Origin of the sequence: Alloprevotella sp. OH1205_COT-284 (genome assembly GCF_003859795.1) — a bacterium.
Taxonomy (GTDB): domain Bacteria; phylum Bacteroidota; class Bacteroidia; order Bacteroidales; family Bacteroidaceae; genus Alloprevotella.
The window spans coordinates 1-14,579 of record NZ_RQYI01000014.1 but is presented as its reverse complement, the minus strand read 5'-3'; the positions used below and the strand labels follow the sequence as shown (position 1 = coordinate 14,579).

9 protein-coding genes are annotated in these 14,579 nt (G+C 50.1%); 2 read left to right on the top strand and 7 right to left on the bottom strand.

What is annotated here, in order from left to right; all coding sequences use genetic code 11:
• Positions 1–60 precede the first annotated feature (60 nt).
• The 4 genes from EII14_RS04925 to EII14_RS04910 form a co-directional block, all read right to left on the bottom strand.
• Positions 61–2,133, bottom strand: a complete 2,073-nt coding sequence (locus tag EII14_RS04925; RefSeq protein WP_124931451.1) for a TonB-dependent siderophore receptor — start codon at positions 2,131–2,133, stop codon at positions 61–63.
• A complete protein-coding gene (locus EII14_RS04920; protein ID WP_124931450.1) occupies positions 2,111–2,866 on the bottom strand; it encodes an HmuY family protein in 756 nt (251 codons plus the stop codon). Before EII14_RS04920 ends, EII14_RS04925 begins: the two co-directional genes overlap by 23 nt.
• Before the next feature lie 12 nt (positions 2,867–2,878).
• Entirely contained in the window at positions 2,879–3,460 is a 582-nt protein-coding gene (locus tag EII14_RS04915; RefSeq protein ID WP_124931449.1) for a hypothetical protein, read from the bottom strand.
• Between the two features lie 167 nt (positions 3,461–3,627).
• Entirely contained in the window at positions 3,628–4,434 is an 807-nt protein-coding gene (locus EII14_RS04910; protein ID WP_124931478.1) for a DnaJ domain-containing protein, read from the bottom strand.
• Positions 4,435–4,827: 393 nt separating this feature from the next.
• Between EII14_RS04910 and htpG the strand changes: the two genes are divergently transcribed.
• Together htpG and EII14_RS04900 are read left to right on the top strand one after the other, a co-directional pair.
• Complete coding sequence (htpG, locus tag EII14_RS04905) at positions 4,828–6,885, top strand: molecular chaperone HtpG (RefSeq protein ID WP_124931448.1); 2,058 nt, start codon at positions 4,828–4,830, stop codon at positions 6,883–6,885.
• Positions 6,886–6,945: 60 nt separating this feature from the next.
• Complete coding sequence (locus EII14_RS04900; protein WP_124931447.1) at positions 6,946–7,908, top strand: N-acetylmuramoyl-L-alanine amidase-like domain-containing protein; 963 nt, start codon at positions 6,946–6,948, stop codon at positions 7,906–7,908.
• Between the two features lie 623 nt (positions 7,909–8,531).
• Here EII14_RS04900 and EII14_RS04895 read toward each other — a convergent pair.
• The 3 genes from EII14_RS04895 to EII14_RS04885 all read right to left on the bottom strand — a co-directional run bounded on the left by EII14_RS04895 (position 8,532) and on the right by EII14_RS04885 (position 14,080).
• Positions 8,532–11,669, bottom strand: coding sequence for a M60 family metallopeptidase (locus EII14_RS04895; protein WP_124931446.1), 3,138 nt, complete (start codon positions 11,667–11,669; stop codon positions 8,532–8,534).
• 163 nt (positions 11,670–11,832) lie between these two features.
• Positions 11,833–12,540, bottom strand: coding sequence for a response regulator transcription factor (locus EII14_RS04890; RefSeq protein ID WP_124931445.1), 708 nt, complete (start codon positions 12,538–12,540; stop codon positions 11,833–11,835).
• Between the two features lie 34 nt (positions 12,541–12,574).
• The gene (locus EII14_RS04885) at positions 12,575–14,080 is read right to left on the bottom strand and encodes a HAMP domain-containing sensor histidine kinase (protein WP_124931444.1); all 1,506 of its coding nucleotides are present in this window, start codon (positions 14,078–14,080) and stop codon (positions 12,575–12,577) included.
• Between the last annotated feature and the right edge of the window lie 499 nt (positions 14,081–14,579).

Here is a 14,579-nt window from a genome sequence, read left to right as displayed (position 1 = left end):
GGGAAGTGAGCGGTTGAGAGAGGGTTGAACGAAGCAGTCGGCGACGGGGAGGCGAACGGTTCAAAAACGCAGGGCGTGGAGATCAAGACGCACCCCGGCGGTGAGGGTGATGCCGGTTGTGGGCGGCGAGTTGTAGAGATAGACCCGAGGGCGATAGTCGAGCAGGTTGTCGATCGTGGCATAGAGTTGCACACCGCGGCCGAATTGCTGACGGAGAGAGAGTTTGAGCAGGAAATAGGCCGGATAGCGAAACGGGCGCGCCTCATGGGTGAGAGCGTTGTATTCTTCGCCCCGAATGGCAGAAAGAAACCGACCGCTCAACACGCCGTCGAAGGCATTGGTCGAGGCATGCCGATAGTCAAGACGAGCGGTCAGACTGTGTGGGCGCGCAGGCATATAGGGCGTGAGAGTTTCTCTCTCACGGGCTTTTTCGTGGGTAAAGGCATAGGCCAAACGTGCCGTGACGATATGGTTGCGGTGGCGGCGGCGATGTTGTGCAGTCGTTTCAACATTAAACACTTCAAAACGCGGCACATTGACATAGTCCACATACGGAAGTCGGCTTTTGGGATCACGCTCGTCGGAAGGGCGGGTAGTAGTGATGCGTCGGGCTATGCGCTGATAGTCGGTTGAGGTTTCAAGCGACCAACCGTTTTTTGCCCATTCGGCCGAGAGATGCAAACCGCGGCTCTTTTCGGGACGCAGATTTTCGTTGCCGCGTATGATGAACAGGTCGCGCAAGTGAAAGTGCATAAATCGCTCTTTGAGCGTCGGCACACGATACCCGCTGCCGCAACCGGCTCGCAGCGTGAAAGCACCGCGCCGATAGCGCGCCGACAGTTTTCCCGTGGGGTGTCCTTGCTTTGTGTCGGTGAGATAGTCGTAGCGCGTGGCGGCCACAACACTCCAATGGCGGCCGAGCGTCCAATCGAGTTCCGCAAAGACATCGGCCGAATAGCGATGACGGATGCCGTTTTCTCCCAACTGACGGGAGGAGAGATAGTCGCGCTGCCCATCGCCGCCGAGCAGGAGAAGGGCATGGGAGTGTTCTTTGGAAAGAGCGTTCAACGGCCGGGCATAAAGGACACGGAAGGCGTGCAACACGTTGCTGTAATCACGCAGGTCAAGCCGCTTCTCACGATGAAAATCGCTTTTGTCATATTGGTCAAAAGCATAGGACAGTTCCAAACGTCGCTCGTCGGAAGGAGTCCATTCCGCTTTCAAACCACCCGAAAAGTCCCGATAGCGTTGGTCTTCGCCGGCGTCGTGGGCATGTTGCCGAAAGAAATAACCGGCGCGTGCCGACAGACGGAGTTGATCGGTGGGGCGAAAGACGAAACGCTCATTCATGTTCCATGTTTTTTCGCCGGAAATGCGATGAAGCACGTATTTCCCATAGAGGGCGGCATCGGGCGGATTGGGCAAGAAGTAGGTGTCGTGAGCGGTGTGGTGCAACTGCACGGTGTGCGCCCAACGGCGGCGGTTGAGGGTGTGGGAGGTGCCGACTTTTCGGTCGTTGTGAGCAGATTTTCTCCAATCGATCTGCCATGTCCACGGTTGAGGACGCTGTTGTCGCGTGATGACGTTGATCACCCCGCCGGCAGCGTCACTGCCATAGAGGGCGGAGACGCCTTTGACTATCTCGATGCGCTCGACATCGGCCAGATTGATGCGGGAGAAATCGACGTTGCCCATGTTTTCACCTGCCAACCGCTCGCCGTTGATCAAAAACAGCAGTTGTTGTCCGCCGAAACCCGAAAAGTTCAAGACGGTGTGTTGGCTGAGGGCTTTGCTGAACTCCACTCCCGGCAGTTCGTGTTGCAGCAGTTGGCGCAGATCGAAGGCATCGCTTTTTTTGATGTCGTCGGCCGTAATAAGACGTGTGCGGACAGGCGTGTCAGCCAGTGTTTTCCGAGTTCCGGTGCCCGTCACGACGGCCGTTTCGAGCTGCACTCCGTTTTCCACGGATTCGACCCAAAGGCTGTCGGGCGACGAATGCCGAACAGCGGCAACGGAAAAAGCCGCGGCCGCACTGAACGACAAAACGAAAAAGAGGAATCGGAAGACGAACATAAAAACGACGGAGCGGCAACGGAGGTATTCCAAACAATCAATAGGGATAAATATAGTCAATGGTCACATGCCCTTTGTTGCCGGAGGGGCTGATGTGATCGGGAAAATGGAGAGCGGCCATGCTGCCGTCGGCAAAACGCACGAGATAGACACGACGGCTGAGGGTATAGGTGGGAGGAGGCTGACTGACGTTCATGTCCATCCACCGCGAAAGCACGAGATTGCACCACGAATGCCGGTAGCCGATGTAGTATTCGTAGATGCCGGTCAGATCGTAGTAGCAATGGTGCGTCGTCCATGTGTCGGGCGTGAAGGGTTGTGCCGACAGTTGCGCCCGGTTGCCTTCTCTCAACAGCTGTTCGAGCGAGGTGTATGGTGTTTCGAAAGCCGCTCCTCCGTTGGTGCGCACGTCGTAGTGATGCAACGCGATGTCCCATTTTTCGGGAGTGGGCATGCTGTCGGTGGGAAGGGTGCGGTGGTGTTTGAAAGTGGAGGGCAGGGTCACTTGATAGTAGCTGTATCCCGAACGCCCGTCCCACTCTCCGCTGAGGGTTTCGGGAATGGAGAGTGTAGTCGCACGGAGTTGTGCGAAGTCGAGATAAGTCCATGCCCCATAACTTTTCATGTCGAGCGAAATGCGACCGCGACCTGTGGTTTCATCGTGGGAGACGAAACCGTGAGAGGCGACGAATTGCTCGGAGGGCGTGTCGTAGATGTCACTCAAAATACCATTGCATGCCGAAACTCCGAAAAGAAGTCCCGGCATGCAAAGGAAGAACAAAAACTTGTTCATTCTCGTATGGATTTAGCGTTTGGCGCGGATGGTGTAAACGATAGGCATAGGCATCGAACCGGGTTGAAACGAAATGGTGAGCGAAAGCTCTCTGTCTTTACCCATGGTTCCTGTGACAGATCCGTTGCTCACTTCATATTCGCGGAAATCAGTTTCGTTGGCATTGCCTTTTCTGCCGACAAGTTTCATGGAAACATTGCCTTTCACGGCTCCGGAGATGGAAATATCACCATTGGATTCGAGGGTTGTTTTGATATTTTTCAGTTCAAACGCCTTGGAAGCGACAAGCGAATAAGGAGCGGAAGCCTCGTTGATCGGCAGGGCATATTCAGCAAGTTTAATTGTGATATGATCTGCTCCATCGGGCGTAATGAGCAATTGCTGATCTTTCATCGTGCCCAGTTCAAGCTTTGTACGAAGAGATTGCACACCGATGATGTTTTGTGCTTTGTAGTTTCCGGATACTTTGAGCGACGTCCATCGGGTGAGATCGACATTCGACGTGTCGTCGTTATCGCAAGAAGTGAAAGTGGCGGGAAGAGTAGCAAGCGTGCCTGCGGCAAGGGCGATCGAAAAGAAGTGTTTGATATTCATGGAATGAAGTTTTAAGATTCGTGTGCAAAGGTACAAGTAATGAAGAAAACCGACAATCCTAAAAAATGAGGATTTGGGTTTGTCAAATCGATGCCATGCCGCCACAGACAGAATAAGAAGAGGTCGGCAGAACGACGGCGGCAACTCTGATCTTTGCTCGAAACCGTTCATTTCATGCCGCGTGCTTTGTATATTTTCTCTTTGGCTTCGCCCAATTCTTGAAATTTTCGTTCGGCAGCTTTTCGGACATCTTCACCCAATGCTGCCACTCGGTCGGGATGATGTTTGAGGGCAAGACGTCGATAAGCCTTTCTGACTTCTTCGTCGGAGGCGTCGGGATCTGTTTCCAACACTTTGTAAGCATCCTCCAAAGAATCTCCACCCATGTAGAGCATCGATTCGGCTTCGGCAGCAGTCAGCCCCATTGCCACAGCCATTTCCCGAAGTGCTCCGGCCTCGGCAGCGTCTATGCGGCCGTCGGCTTTGGCGATTTCGGCCAGCAGTGCCAACAACTGCAAGCGTTGCTCGTAGGACATTGCCGCACCCATCTGCCTGCAACTGTCACTGATCAGACGCTCATAAGCCATGCGGCCTTGGGCATCGACCGTTTTCTTGCGCAGCCGAAACAGGTTGTGCAATATCTCCTCGCCTTCGATCACGGCGCTCTCTCCGAAATTGGAGCGCAGAAAACGACGAACAAATTCCATTTCGCTGTGCATAATTCTGCCGTCGGCCTGAATCATATAGGAGGCCAGCACCAAAAGCGAAAACAGAAAATCGTTGCGCTGTTCTTGTTGGGAATATGCGTGAGGATTTCCGGCCTTTTCGTCATAATATCGAGTTGCCGCTTCGTTACCCTTGTCGGAAAATAAGTTTTCGACCAATCCTCCCAAAACCGCTCCGGCTATCACGCCGAGAGGTCCGGGAGCTACGACGAAGCCCAAGGCTCCGCCAATCCAGTGTCCTAAGCCCATGGTGGTAGTGTTGTGAAGTGATGTCGTGAAATAAGAATTGCAAGAAACATGCGACGGAAGAATTGGAACGCGCACGAGGAGAAAAGAAAGATACTCCTCTTGGCTTTGCCCTACTTTCGGACGAGGCCACAATGCCGACGACCGCAGTTTCGGAGTGGCAAAGATAATCATAAAAACAAAAGCATTCGTATCTTTTGACGACTTTTTACGGAAGAACATGTCCCAACGCAGGAAGAACGAAAGAGCGACACGCCGGCGGCATTTTGAGCGGAAAGCGTTTCTCTCTTCTTGTCATTCGAAGGATCGGAAACGGCAGGCGGAGAAGATTGGCACGGAAGTTGCAGAGAAAACAGGGTAAAAACAATTATCAACAAACACCTTAATTATATCATTATGGTTTCACAAAAAGGACATATCGGCATCACTACCGAGAATATCTTTCCCGTCATCAAAAAGTTTTTGTATAGCGACCACGAAATCTTCCTCCGCGAAATCGTGGCCAACGCCGTAGACGCCACCCAAAAACTCAAAACACTTGCCGCCAAAGGCGAAGTGAAAGGCGAATTGGGAGAGTTGAACGTGGAAGTGAAAATCGACGCCGAGGCCGGCACACTCACCGTGAGCGACCGGGGTATCGGTATGACGGCCGAGGAAATCGACCGCTACATCAACCAAATCGCTTTCTCGGGAGCTACGGACTTCCTTGAAAAATACAAAGACGACGCAGCCACCATCATCGGACATTTCGGACTGGGCTTCTACTCCACTTTCATGGTGGCCAAACAAGTGGACATCGTCACTCGCAGCCACCAAGAAGGGGCGCAGGCAGTGAAATGGAGCTGCGACGGAACGCCGGAATTTACTATCGAAGACGCCGAGCGCGCCGAACGCGGAACGGACATCATTCTCCATATCGACGATGACAACAAGGAGTTTCTCGAAAAAGGACGCATCGAAACGCTCCTCAACAAATATTGCCGTTTCCTCCCCATTCCCGTCGTGTTCGGACGGAAAACGGAATGGAAAGACGGCACACAGGTGGAGACGGAAGAGCCGAACCAAGTGAACGACACGACACCGCTTTGGACAAAGACGCCTTCGTCCCTCAAAGACGAGGACTACCAAAAATTCTACCGCGACCTCTACCCTATGCAGGACGAACCGCTCTTCTGGATTCACCTCAACGTGGACTACCCCTTCAACCTGACGGGGGTGCTCTACTTCCCCAAAATCAAGAACAACATCGAGGTACATCGCAACAAAATCCAGTTGTATTGCAATCAGGTGTTCGTGACGGATTCGGTGGAAAACATCGTGCCCGACTTCCTCACCCTGCTCCACGGCGTGATCGACAGCCCCGACATTCCGCTCAACGTGAGCCGTTCGTACTTGCAGAGCGACCGCAACGTGAAGAAGATTTCGCAATACATCACCAAAAAAGCGGCCGACCGCCTGAGCGGCATCTTCAAAAACGACCGCGAACAATTTGAACGGAAGTGGGACGACCTGAAACTCTTCATCCACTACGGCATTCTCTCCGAACCCGACTTCTACGACAAAGCCAAATCTTTCGCCCTGCTCAAAGACATCGACGGTAAGTGCTACACTTACGACGAATACAAGGAAGCCGTGAAAGAAGCGCAAACCGACAAAGACGGCAACCTCATCTGCCTCTATACCAACAACCGGGAAGCGCAGTTTGCCCACGTCGAGGCAGCCACGGCAAAGGGCTACAACGTGCTCTTGCTCGACGGACAACTCGATGCGCCGCTGGTGAGCGAACTCGAACGGAAATGGGAAAAGACCCGCTTCGTGCGCGTGGACGGCGACACGGTGGAGCGACTCATTCAAAAAGCCGACTCGAAAGTGAACGAAGCCGACGAAGCCGTGCGCGAAAATCTGAGCCAAGTGTTCAAAGCCGTGTTGCCCAAAGTGGAAAAGGTAGATTTCCACGTTGAAGCCACCGCCATGGGCGAAGAGGCACAACCCGTTGTGATCACCCAAAGCGAATATATGCGCCGCATGAAAGAAATGGCACAACTGCAACAGGGCATGTCGTTCTACGGCGAAATGCCCGACATGTACAGCCTCGTGCTCAACACCGATCACCGCCTTGTCAAAAGTGTGAACGAAGAGCTCAACGGCAACCTCGCCGAACGCCTCGCACCCATTGACGCCGAACTGCGCGGACTCGAAGCACGCCGTCAGGCCATCGAAACGACTCAGCAGGCCATGAAGGCGGAAGAGATCACCGAAGACGAAAAGGCCGAACTGAAAAAGGTGAACGACGACATCGCCGCACAACGCAACCTGCGCGAAACGGCCTTGGCCGACTACGCCCGCACAAACAAAATCGTGCCGCAACTCATTGACTTGGCTTTGCTGCAAAACGGACTGCTCCGCGGAGAAGCACTCAACGCTTTCGTGAAACGTTCCGTCGAACTCATCTGACGACACTGTGCCGCAGACTTTCGACAGATCGAAAGCTGATGCGGCGGTAAATTCAACGCAATGTATATTTCTCTCTTACTGCTGTCGCTCTTGGCAACGGGAGGTCGGTCGAACACCGAGCCTCCCGCCGCCGGGAGCGACGGCCTTTTCTGCCTCTCGCTCCATGCCGAGATCGAGCCGACAGGCAGCACACAAACCAAGGAAAGTGCGGAGGCAAAGGAACGCGTGGAAACGAAGGTAAGTGTGAGAGCAGTGTTTGACAGACGCGATTCGGTGGAAGTGGAAAAACTACTGGCCGACAGAAGTTTGAATACATCGCTCGATTTTGCCCGTAAGCTGAAAGGACGCCCCTATGTGGCGCACACGCTTGAAGCGGCCGATCCGGAGCGAGTCGTCGTAAATCTCCGAGGTTTGGACTGCGCCACGTTGGTGGAAACGGCATCGGCACTTGCACTGACACGCCGCGAAGGTGGAAGTTCCTTTTCCGACTATTGCCGCCGTTTGGAGCGGATCCGATATCGCAACGGCAAGTGCGCCGGCTACGTTTCCCGACTGCATTATCTCACCTTTTGGATAGACGACCACTTGAAACGAGGGACGATAGAAGAAGTTCGGCTTCCTCAAAAACTAACACGGCCGCTCCATGTGAAATTGCACTACATGAGCCGACACGCCGAGGCCTACAAGATGTTGAAAAACCGCCCCGAACGAGTGGCCGAAATAGCGGCATGGGAGCGCAAACACAGCGGGGCGGCGGGGCGTTTTCTGCCGAAACGACACACAGGAGGTTCTCGCCAAGAGTTGGGCAGCATCCGCGACGGCGACATCATTGTGATCGTGACCGACAAAAGCGGGCTCGACTACTCGCACCAAGGATTCGCCGCGTGGGGGAAAGACGGCAAACTCCACATGCTACATGCCTCGACCGACTTCAAACGAGTGATCGAAGACGAACGGCCGCTTCACGACTATCTGCAACGCATCCCTCACAATAGGGGCATTCGCGTCTTTCGCATGAAATAGTTTAGCAAAATCTTTACCTCTGAGATAGAAATTTCTACTCGTTACTCCGTTTATTCTACTCCTTTGGTAAGTTGCGTTCCGACGCATTAAAATCTATTCGGAAAAACGGAGAGAAAGTGAGGCCGTTCTTCGTAAGAACATACAATTTCCGGCTTCTACCAAGAGTTTTTCTTCTTTTTATCTACATTGTCTACACTGCATGGGTTAAACCACAGAGTAACAACCCGTTGCGTATGTAGACAACACGGGAAATTATCTACATTCGTTTCTACAACCTACACGCTGCATCGGGAAGGTGTGAAGATGTCCGAAACCACAACCATGTAGACAGTGTAGGTTTTGCAAAGAACTGCCTACATTCATTTTCATCTGTATATCATCGACTTAACCTACCGCCGTGTATACAAAAGAACTGCCGCATACACTCCCATTTCACTGAAATTCAGCAATATTCAAAGCAAAGTGTATGTTTTTCGGCGATTTACAAAATAATCATTGGGGACACACCGACAGTATTGACCACACTACGCCGATTGAGCATTCCCTCTTTCTCCTGTTTACACAAAAAGCTCTCTATCGACGGACAGAGAGCTTTTTGTATGACGAGAAAAATTGCGCCAAAATTAGCGTACTTGAAGTTTTCCGTTCACAATGTAAACACCATGTTTCGGGTTATGGGTGCGACGGCCGGAAAGGTCATAGATCACGGCAAATTGGTCGGCAGGCTCAACAACGGTCTCTCCGATTGAAGCGACATTAGTGGCGTTGTAGATAGATTGCTGTTTGCCATTGCCATAGGCCACACAGATGTAATAGCCGGCCTTACGAATACTTTCGGGCAAGTTGAACGTCCAAGTGTTGGAAACATAGACCAGCTTGCGGTTGGTGTCATACACTTTGAAGCCGACAGCTCCTTTACCGTCTTTTTGGATAGTCACCTTTCCCGTTGCGGAAACCGTACACGTGTAAGGGGCCACCTCGATGTCGTTGCGATAGTCGAGATACATGCCCACATCGCCCACTTTCGAGGCTTGGGCAGGATGCACGTCTCTGGTCGTAGCCCAACGCATGGCACCGGCAGGAGCTCCGGGATAGGTGGCAGGCACTTTGCGAATGCGCTCGTCGATGAAGAGCAAACCTTCGGGACCCTTGGGGTATTTCTGCATATAGGCAATCGCTTCGTCGATGTCTTTCTGCGTTGTAGAGAAGTAGGTATTGGTGTAATCGCCGACAGTATAGTTTTTGGTCGGTTGGAACATGCCATAGAATTGGAAGAATTCGGAGAGATCCATTTTTGCCACGTCACAGCAGTGTTTGGCAAATCTGAGGAAGTCGGTTTTTCCGCTGCCGGGAGCGTGTTCTTGGGTAGAAGCGGTCATCGGTTCGCGACGCAGTCTTTCAAACAATTCCTGATAGAACGTGGGCTTATGTCCCATTTCATGGAAATAGAGCCAAAGTTGGAAATAGAAACGCGTGCGAATCCAAAGATCATATTCGTGCCAGTTGTTGCCTTTGTGGAAGTGATTCATGGCAACGGAGAGCGGGCCGCCGCGACCAACGTGGGAACCCTGCTTCCAAGCCGTCACCTGAGAGTAGAAGTTGTTGGAGATTTCGGTGCAACCGGCCATATTGATGTAACGCTGGTGAATGTGTCCGATTTCGTGTGCCAACATCCAAAGATTTCCTCCTTCGTCGGTATCTCGACCGATAGTGATGTCGTAGTAATCAACAATACCTCCGGCATCGGGATAATACGTTCCGAAAGAAGAGGCGTGGGGATTTCCCGAAGCATTGGAACTGGCGGAAAGCATTCCTTTGAATCGGTCTTGGTAGAGCTTCACATTCATCAAATCATACTGAATGGCAACAATCGAATCCCAACGTTGAAGCACCCCTTGGATCCCCTTGGGCACGCCGTCGGCATCCACACGATTGGCACGCATGTCGGCATACATGGTGGGATATTTGTTCAGATAGCTCTGTCCCATTCTTTTCTTGACCCGATCAAGGTGGAAGAGATAGTGCGTGTACTTGGACTGCATGTGGATCACCTTATCCTTGAAAAGCGTCTTCTCCATGTCGAGCCAGTCGGCATTGGTGTGTCCGCGAGTGATGTCGAAATATCCATTCACGCGGCCGCCTTCGATGTGTATGGGAATGGCAGGATAGTCTGCCACTTTCTTCAACTTGTTTTTCAGATGATAGTTGATGAAAATGAAACCGTCGCGGGCGGCGGTGTACACGTTAAAACCTTTTTGCAACGGGGTGACTTCTCCATTTACCGCAAAATCGGAAGTAAGCATCACGCCGATTGATGCGCCATACTTGGGCGTTGCACCCACATAAATGGTCAAGACATCGCCACGTTTCACACTGATGCCGGTGGGACCGGTCTGAACACCGAAGCAGAAATTCGTACCGATGATGTCGCGATAGCCGCCGTCACTGTATCCGCCCGCGGTAAACACATCGTAGTTGTGAATGCGGAATTCTTTTTCGCGATGTCCCCAAGACTCGTTCTTGACTTTTACAGCCATATCTTGAATGAAAAGCGGAATGGCAATTTTGACCGGATCGGCGGGATCGGTCGGCTCTTCGCTCATCTTCGCTCTGAGCTGGTCATCGCTCATGTTTTGAAATTCGGGTTTCAGGCGAGTGCAAGCCTCGTCTTCAAAATAGTGTCTGAGAGTTGTGCGAATTTTGATGATATTGATGGGAGTAAGCACACTGTAAACTGCCAATTCGTCTTGTTTGGCTTTCAGAGCCGCTTCGTCCACGGTCACCGTCTTTAAGCCCCACTGTGAGGCTTCTGCCGAAATATCCCATCCTACCAACAGATGGTCTTGCGAAGAAGCATCGTGCAAACCCACACCGCCTGCATCTTCGATGCTATACTGAATCACATAAGGATCCGTTCCCTCCGAAAAGGTATAAGATTGCTTGGCAGTCGTCGTTTTATAACCGCTTGAACGCTTACCGTTTTGCTTTTGGATATAGCGGCCGGTAAGGGCGTTCTTCAAAGCCCACTGGCTGTCTGATATTTTCTCCAACTTCCACACCTGCGAAAAATCGCCGGCGTCGGGTGCGATGCAGAAAAGACTGTTGTTGCCCGGAGATTCGGTGATGACATTGCCATAGGCCGCACTCACGATATGCACATAGGCATTTTCGGTGGGCTTCGTGAAATGGTTTTGCTGTGTGATTTGCGCTTTGATTTCATCATCCGTCACATCCTTGGCCGGTTCGAGAACCCAGTCTGAGAATTTATCGTTTACCGACGGCGAATTGGCCTTCCAACCCAAAATGTATCTCGTTCCATTGTTCTCGTTCAAGCATTTTTCGCCTTCATATTTGGCGTCCCATGAAATGGTGACATACGAGGTGGTTGTACCATTGTTTGCGGCACTGTATTTTATGTAGAGTTTGCTTGCCCCCAAGGTCGTTTTCATCGGTTTTCCGTTTTCGGCCGGAATGTAACGCCCCGTGTAAGCGTTGCGGAGGCTGTAAGAACCGTCATTTTTTTTTAGGATCCAAATTTGCGACAAAGCTCCGGGCTTTACCGTCTGTTGGGTCACACCGGTCAAGCCATGATCGGTTTTGTTTTCGGTGATGTAACGACCGGAACCACGGTTTTTCAGACGAAAAAGACCTCCGTTGGCCAAATGAGCGTCAACCACCGTTTTTTGAGCGACAGCCAGGTCGGGAGATAACATGCCGACGGCCACCACAAGGAGGAACAGACTTCTTGAAAAAATGTTCATAATAAAGAAAGGATAAAATTAATGGAAAATTAACCGCAAATATAAGTACTATTTCTTTATTCTCCAAAACAACCGCACATATTGAAACGATATGGAACAAAAAAACGACACAAATATCATTTTGTGTCGTTTTTTATTGCATTCGTAATCTTCCAAGAAGGGTTTATGCTTTTTCTTCCTCTTCGGGGCAGATGAGCTTATATCCCTTACCGTGAATATTGATGATTTCCACTTCGGGGTCATCTTTGAGATGCTTGCGCAATTTGGTGATATACACATCCATTGAGCGAGCATTGAAGTAGTTGTCGTCGATCCAAATCTTTTTGAGCGCGAAATCGCGTTGCAAAATCTCATTGGTGTGAGCACAGAGCAATCCGAGCAACTCGCTCTCTTTGGTGGTGAGTTTGCGGCTTTCTTCTCCGCGCGAAAGTGTTTGTTTTTGCGTATCAAACACGTAAGAACCAATATTATAAACAGTACGTTCGCGATTTTTCTTGCCACGAACACGACGCAAAATAGCTTCAATGCGGAACGTCAGCTCTTCCATCGAGAAGGGTTTCGTCAAATAGTCGTCGGCACCGATTTTGAAGCCTTCAAAAATATCTTCCTTCAACGTCTTTGCCGTGAGGAACACGATAGGCACTTCGGTGTTGGTCATGCGAATTTCCTTGGCCAATGTAAATCCGTCCTTTTTCGGCATCATCACATCGAATACGCAGAGATTAAATTTGCTGCGCAGAAACTCGCGATAGCCTTCTTCTCCGTCGGAGCAAAGCACGGTTTCATAGCCTTTGGCTTGAAGATATTCGCGAAGAAGCATTCCGAGATTTTCATCGTCTTCGCATAAGAGAATTCTCATTTTTTCGTCCATGGTTGTAAGTATTTGGGAGTTATTATTATTTTATTCATGCCTCCAAAAGAGGGATAGTAATGGTAAACGTAGTGCCAATGCCATATTCGCTGTCTACATGTATGGTTCCGTTGTGCGCCCTAACCACCGAAGAGACGTATGCCAATCCGATGCCCACTCCTTTTACGTTGTGCACGTTTCCGGTGGGAACGCGGTAGAAGCGGTCGAAGATACGTTTCAAATCCTCCTTTCTGATACCGATACCATTGTCTTTAATGGTAATTTTCAGTTTTCCGGATTCATTAAAAGTAGAAACAAGCAATTTCACTTCCACTTCGGGTTTTCGATATTTCAAAGCATTTTCCAATAAGTTGTAAATCAGATTGGTAAAATGCATCGGGTCGGCCAAGATAATCGGATCTTCCGCTTCGATGTAACTGTCAATACTTCCGCCGGTACTTTCGACTTTAAGCCGAAACGTCGAAACTACTTCCTCCACGATACCATTGGCATCGGCTTCTTGAAACTTGAACGTCGTGGTGTCATCACGGTCAAACATCGCCATCTGCAACACTTTCTCCACTTGAAAACGCAACCTCTTTGTTTCGTCAATGATGACACTCGACAACTGTTTCAACATCGCCTCATTCTTGGGGAGCGCAGTGTCTGCCAACATTTGAGAGGCGAGAGAAATGGAGGAGATCGGGGTCTTGAACTCGTGGGTCATGTTGTTGATGAAATCATTCTTGATCTCCGTCAGACGCTTTTGTCGGAATATCGTGTAAATAGTATATATGAACACAAACAGCAAGACAAAAGTAAAGATGATCGCCGGAAGCACAAATTTCACCGATTCGAAGATATAGTAACCGACTTCGGGAAATCTCACTTGTATGATTCCCATCTGTGCCGGTGCGTCATTGGCAAAGATCTCCTGACGAAAGACAGCATCTCCAAAACTCTCCTCGTAGTCTTGACAACGCATCACCTCGCGACCGTCGACCGTGAACACCTGAAAATGATAGTGCATCTTTTTCAGATCAATACCATTGTGTTGGAGTTCCGTTTTCAAGGCATAGTCCAAAGCATTACGGCTGATCCGTTGTTCTATGGGCTTGTCGAGAGGCTTGTAAAGGATCGAATAAATCACCTCATTGAGCAAATCTTTCTGATAAAGGAAACGCTTTCTCACCTTTTCACTCAATCTCGGCGTATATCCTCTTGTTTCTCCAATCCTAATATTCGGGCGACGAACAAAACTTTCGGAATCAAGCGGCGCAGCATACACATGCGGCAAAGCCATTCCTTCATCTTCCATTTCGCTGTGCCGCTGTTTGGAATGGTTTTCCTCTCCTGCTGCAATTTCCGTTTCGATCGTAGCTTGGGTTTCTTGAAGTTCCAACGAGTGCACGGCCTGATAGAGAGCACGTTTGACATTTTCGTCAAATTGCGTGCGCCGCATCTCGACAATCTCGTTGAAGTAATATACCTGCAAGAATATCAGGACAGTAAACGAGATCCCCATGACTATGGCAATGCCCCAGATGGTTTTCTTTTTCATACGGCAAATATATCATAATATTATCATGAAGAAAAGAATAGATGCTATATTTCCTTAATCATATAACGTGTTTTAAGAGTTTATTCAAATTAGCTCCTCATTTTAGCAACTTTCATTAAGTCGCCCGCAACATAATTACTCCAAACTTCTTGTGCAGATGTAGCTTCTCAAACAATTTCCGAAGATCATAGTTTACTTCTTTCTCATACAAATTCTACAAAAATTCTTCGATAGATGCAGAACCACACAAAACGCAAATATTACCAAACGAGCATACGATAAGGACCAACATGCACCCATGATAAGCAAAAAGGAAGGAGAAGAGGAAGAAAGGGAAAAGGAGGAAAAGGAGGGACGATAAATGAGTCACAAGATAAAAAGACAAAATAAAAGAGCCTTGTTTCTTATTTTGAAACAAGGCTCTGAAAATGGCGGCGACCTACTCTCCCACAAATAGCAGTACCATCGGCGCGGGCGGGCTTAACTTCTCTGTTCGGAA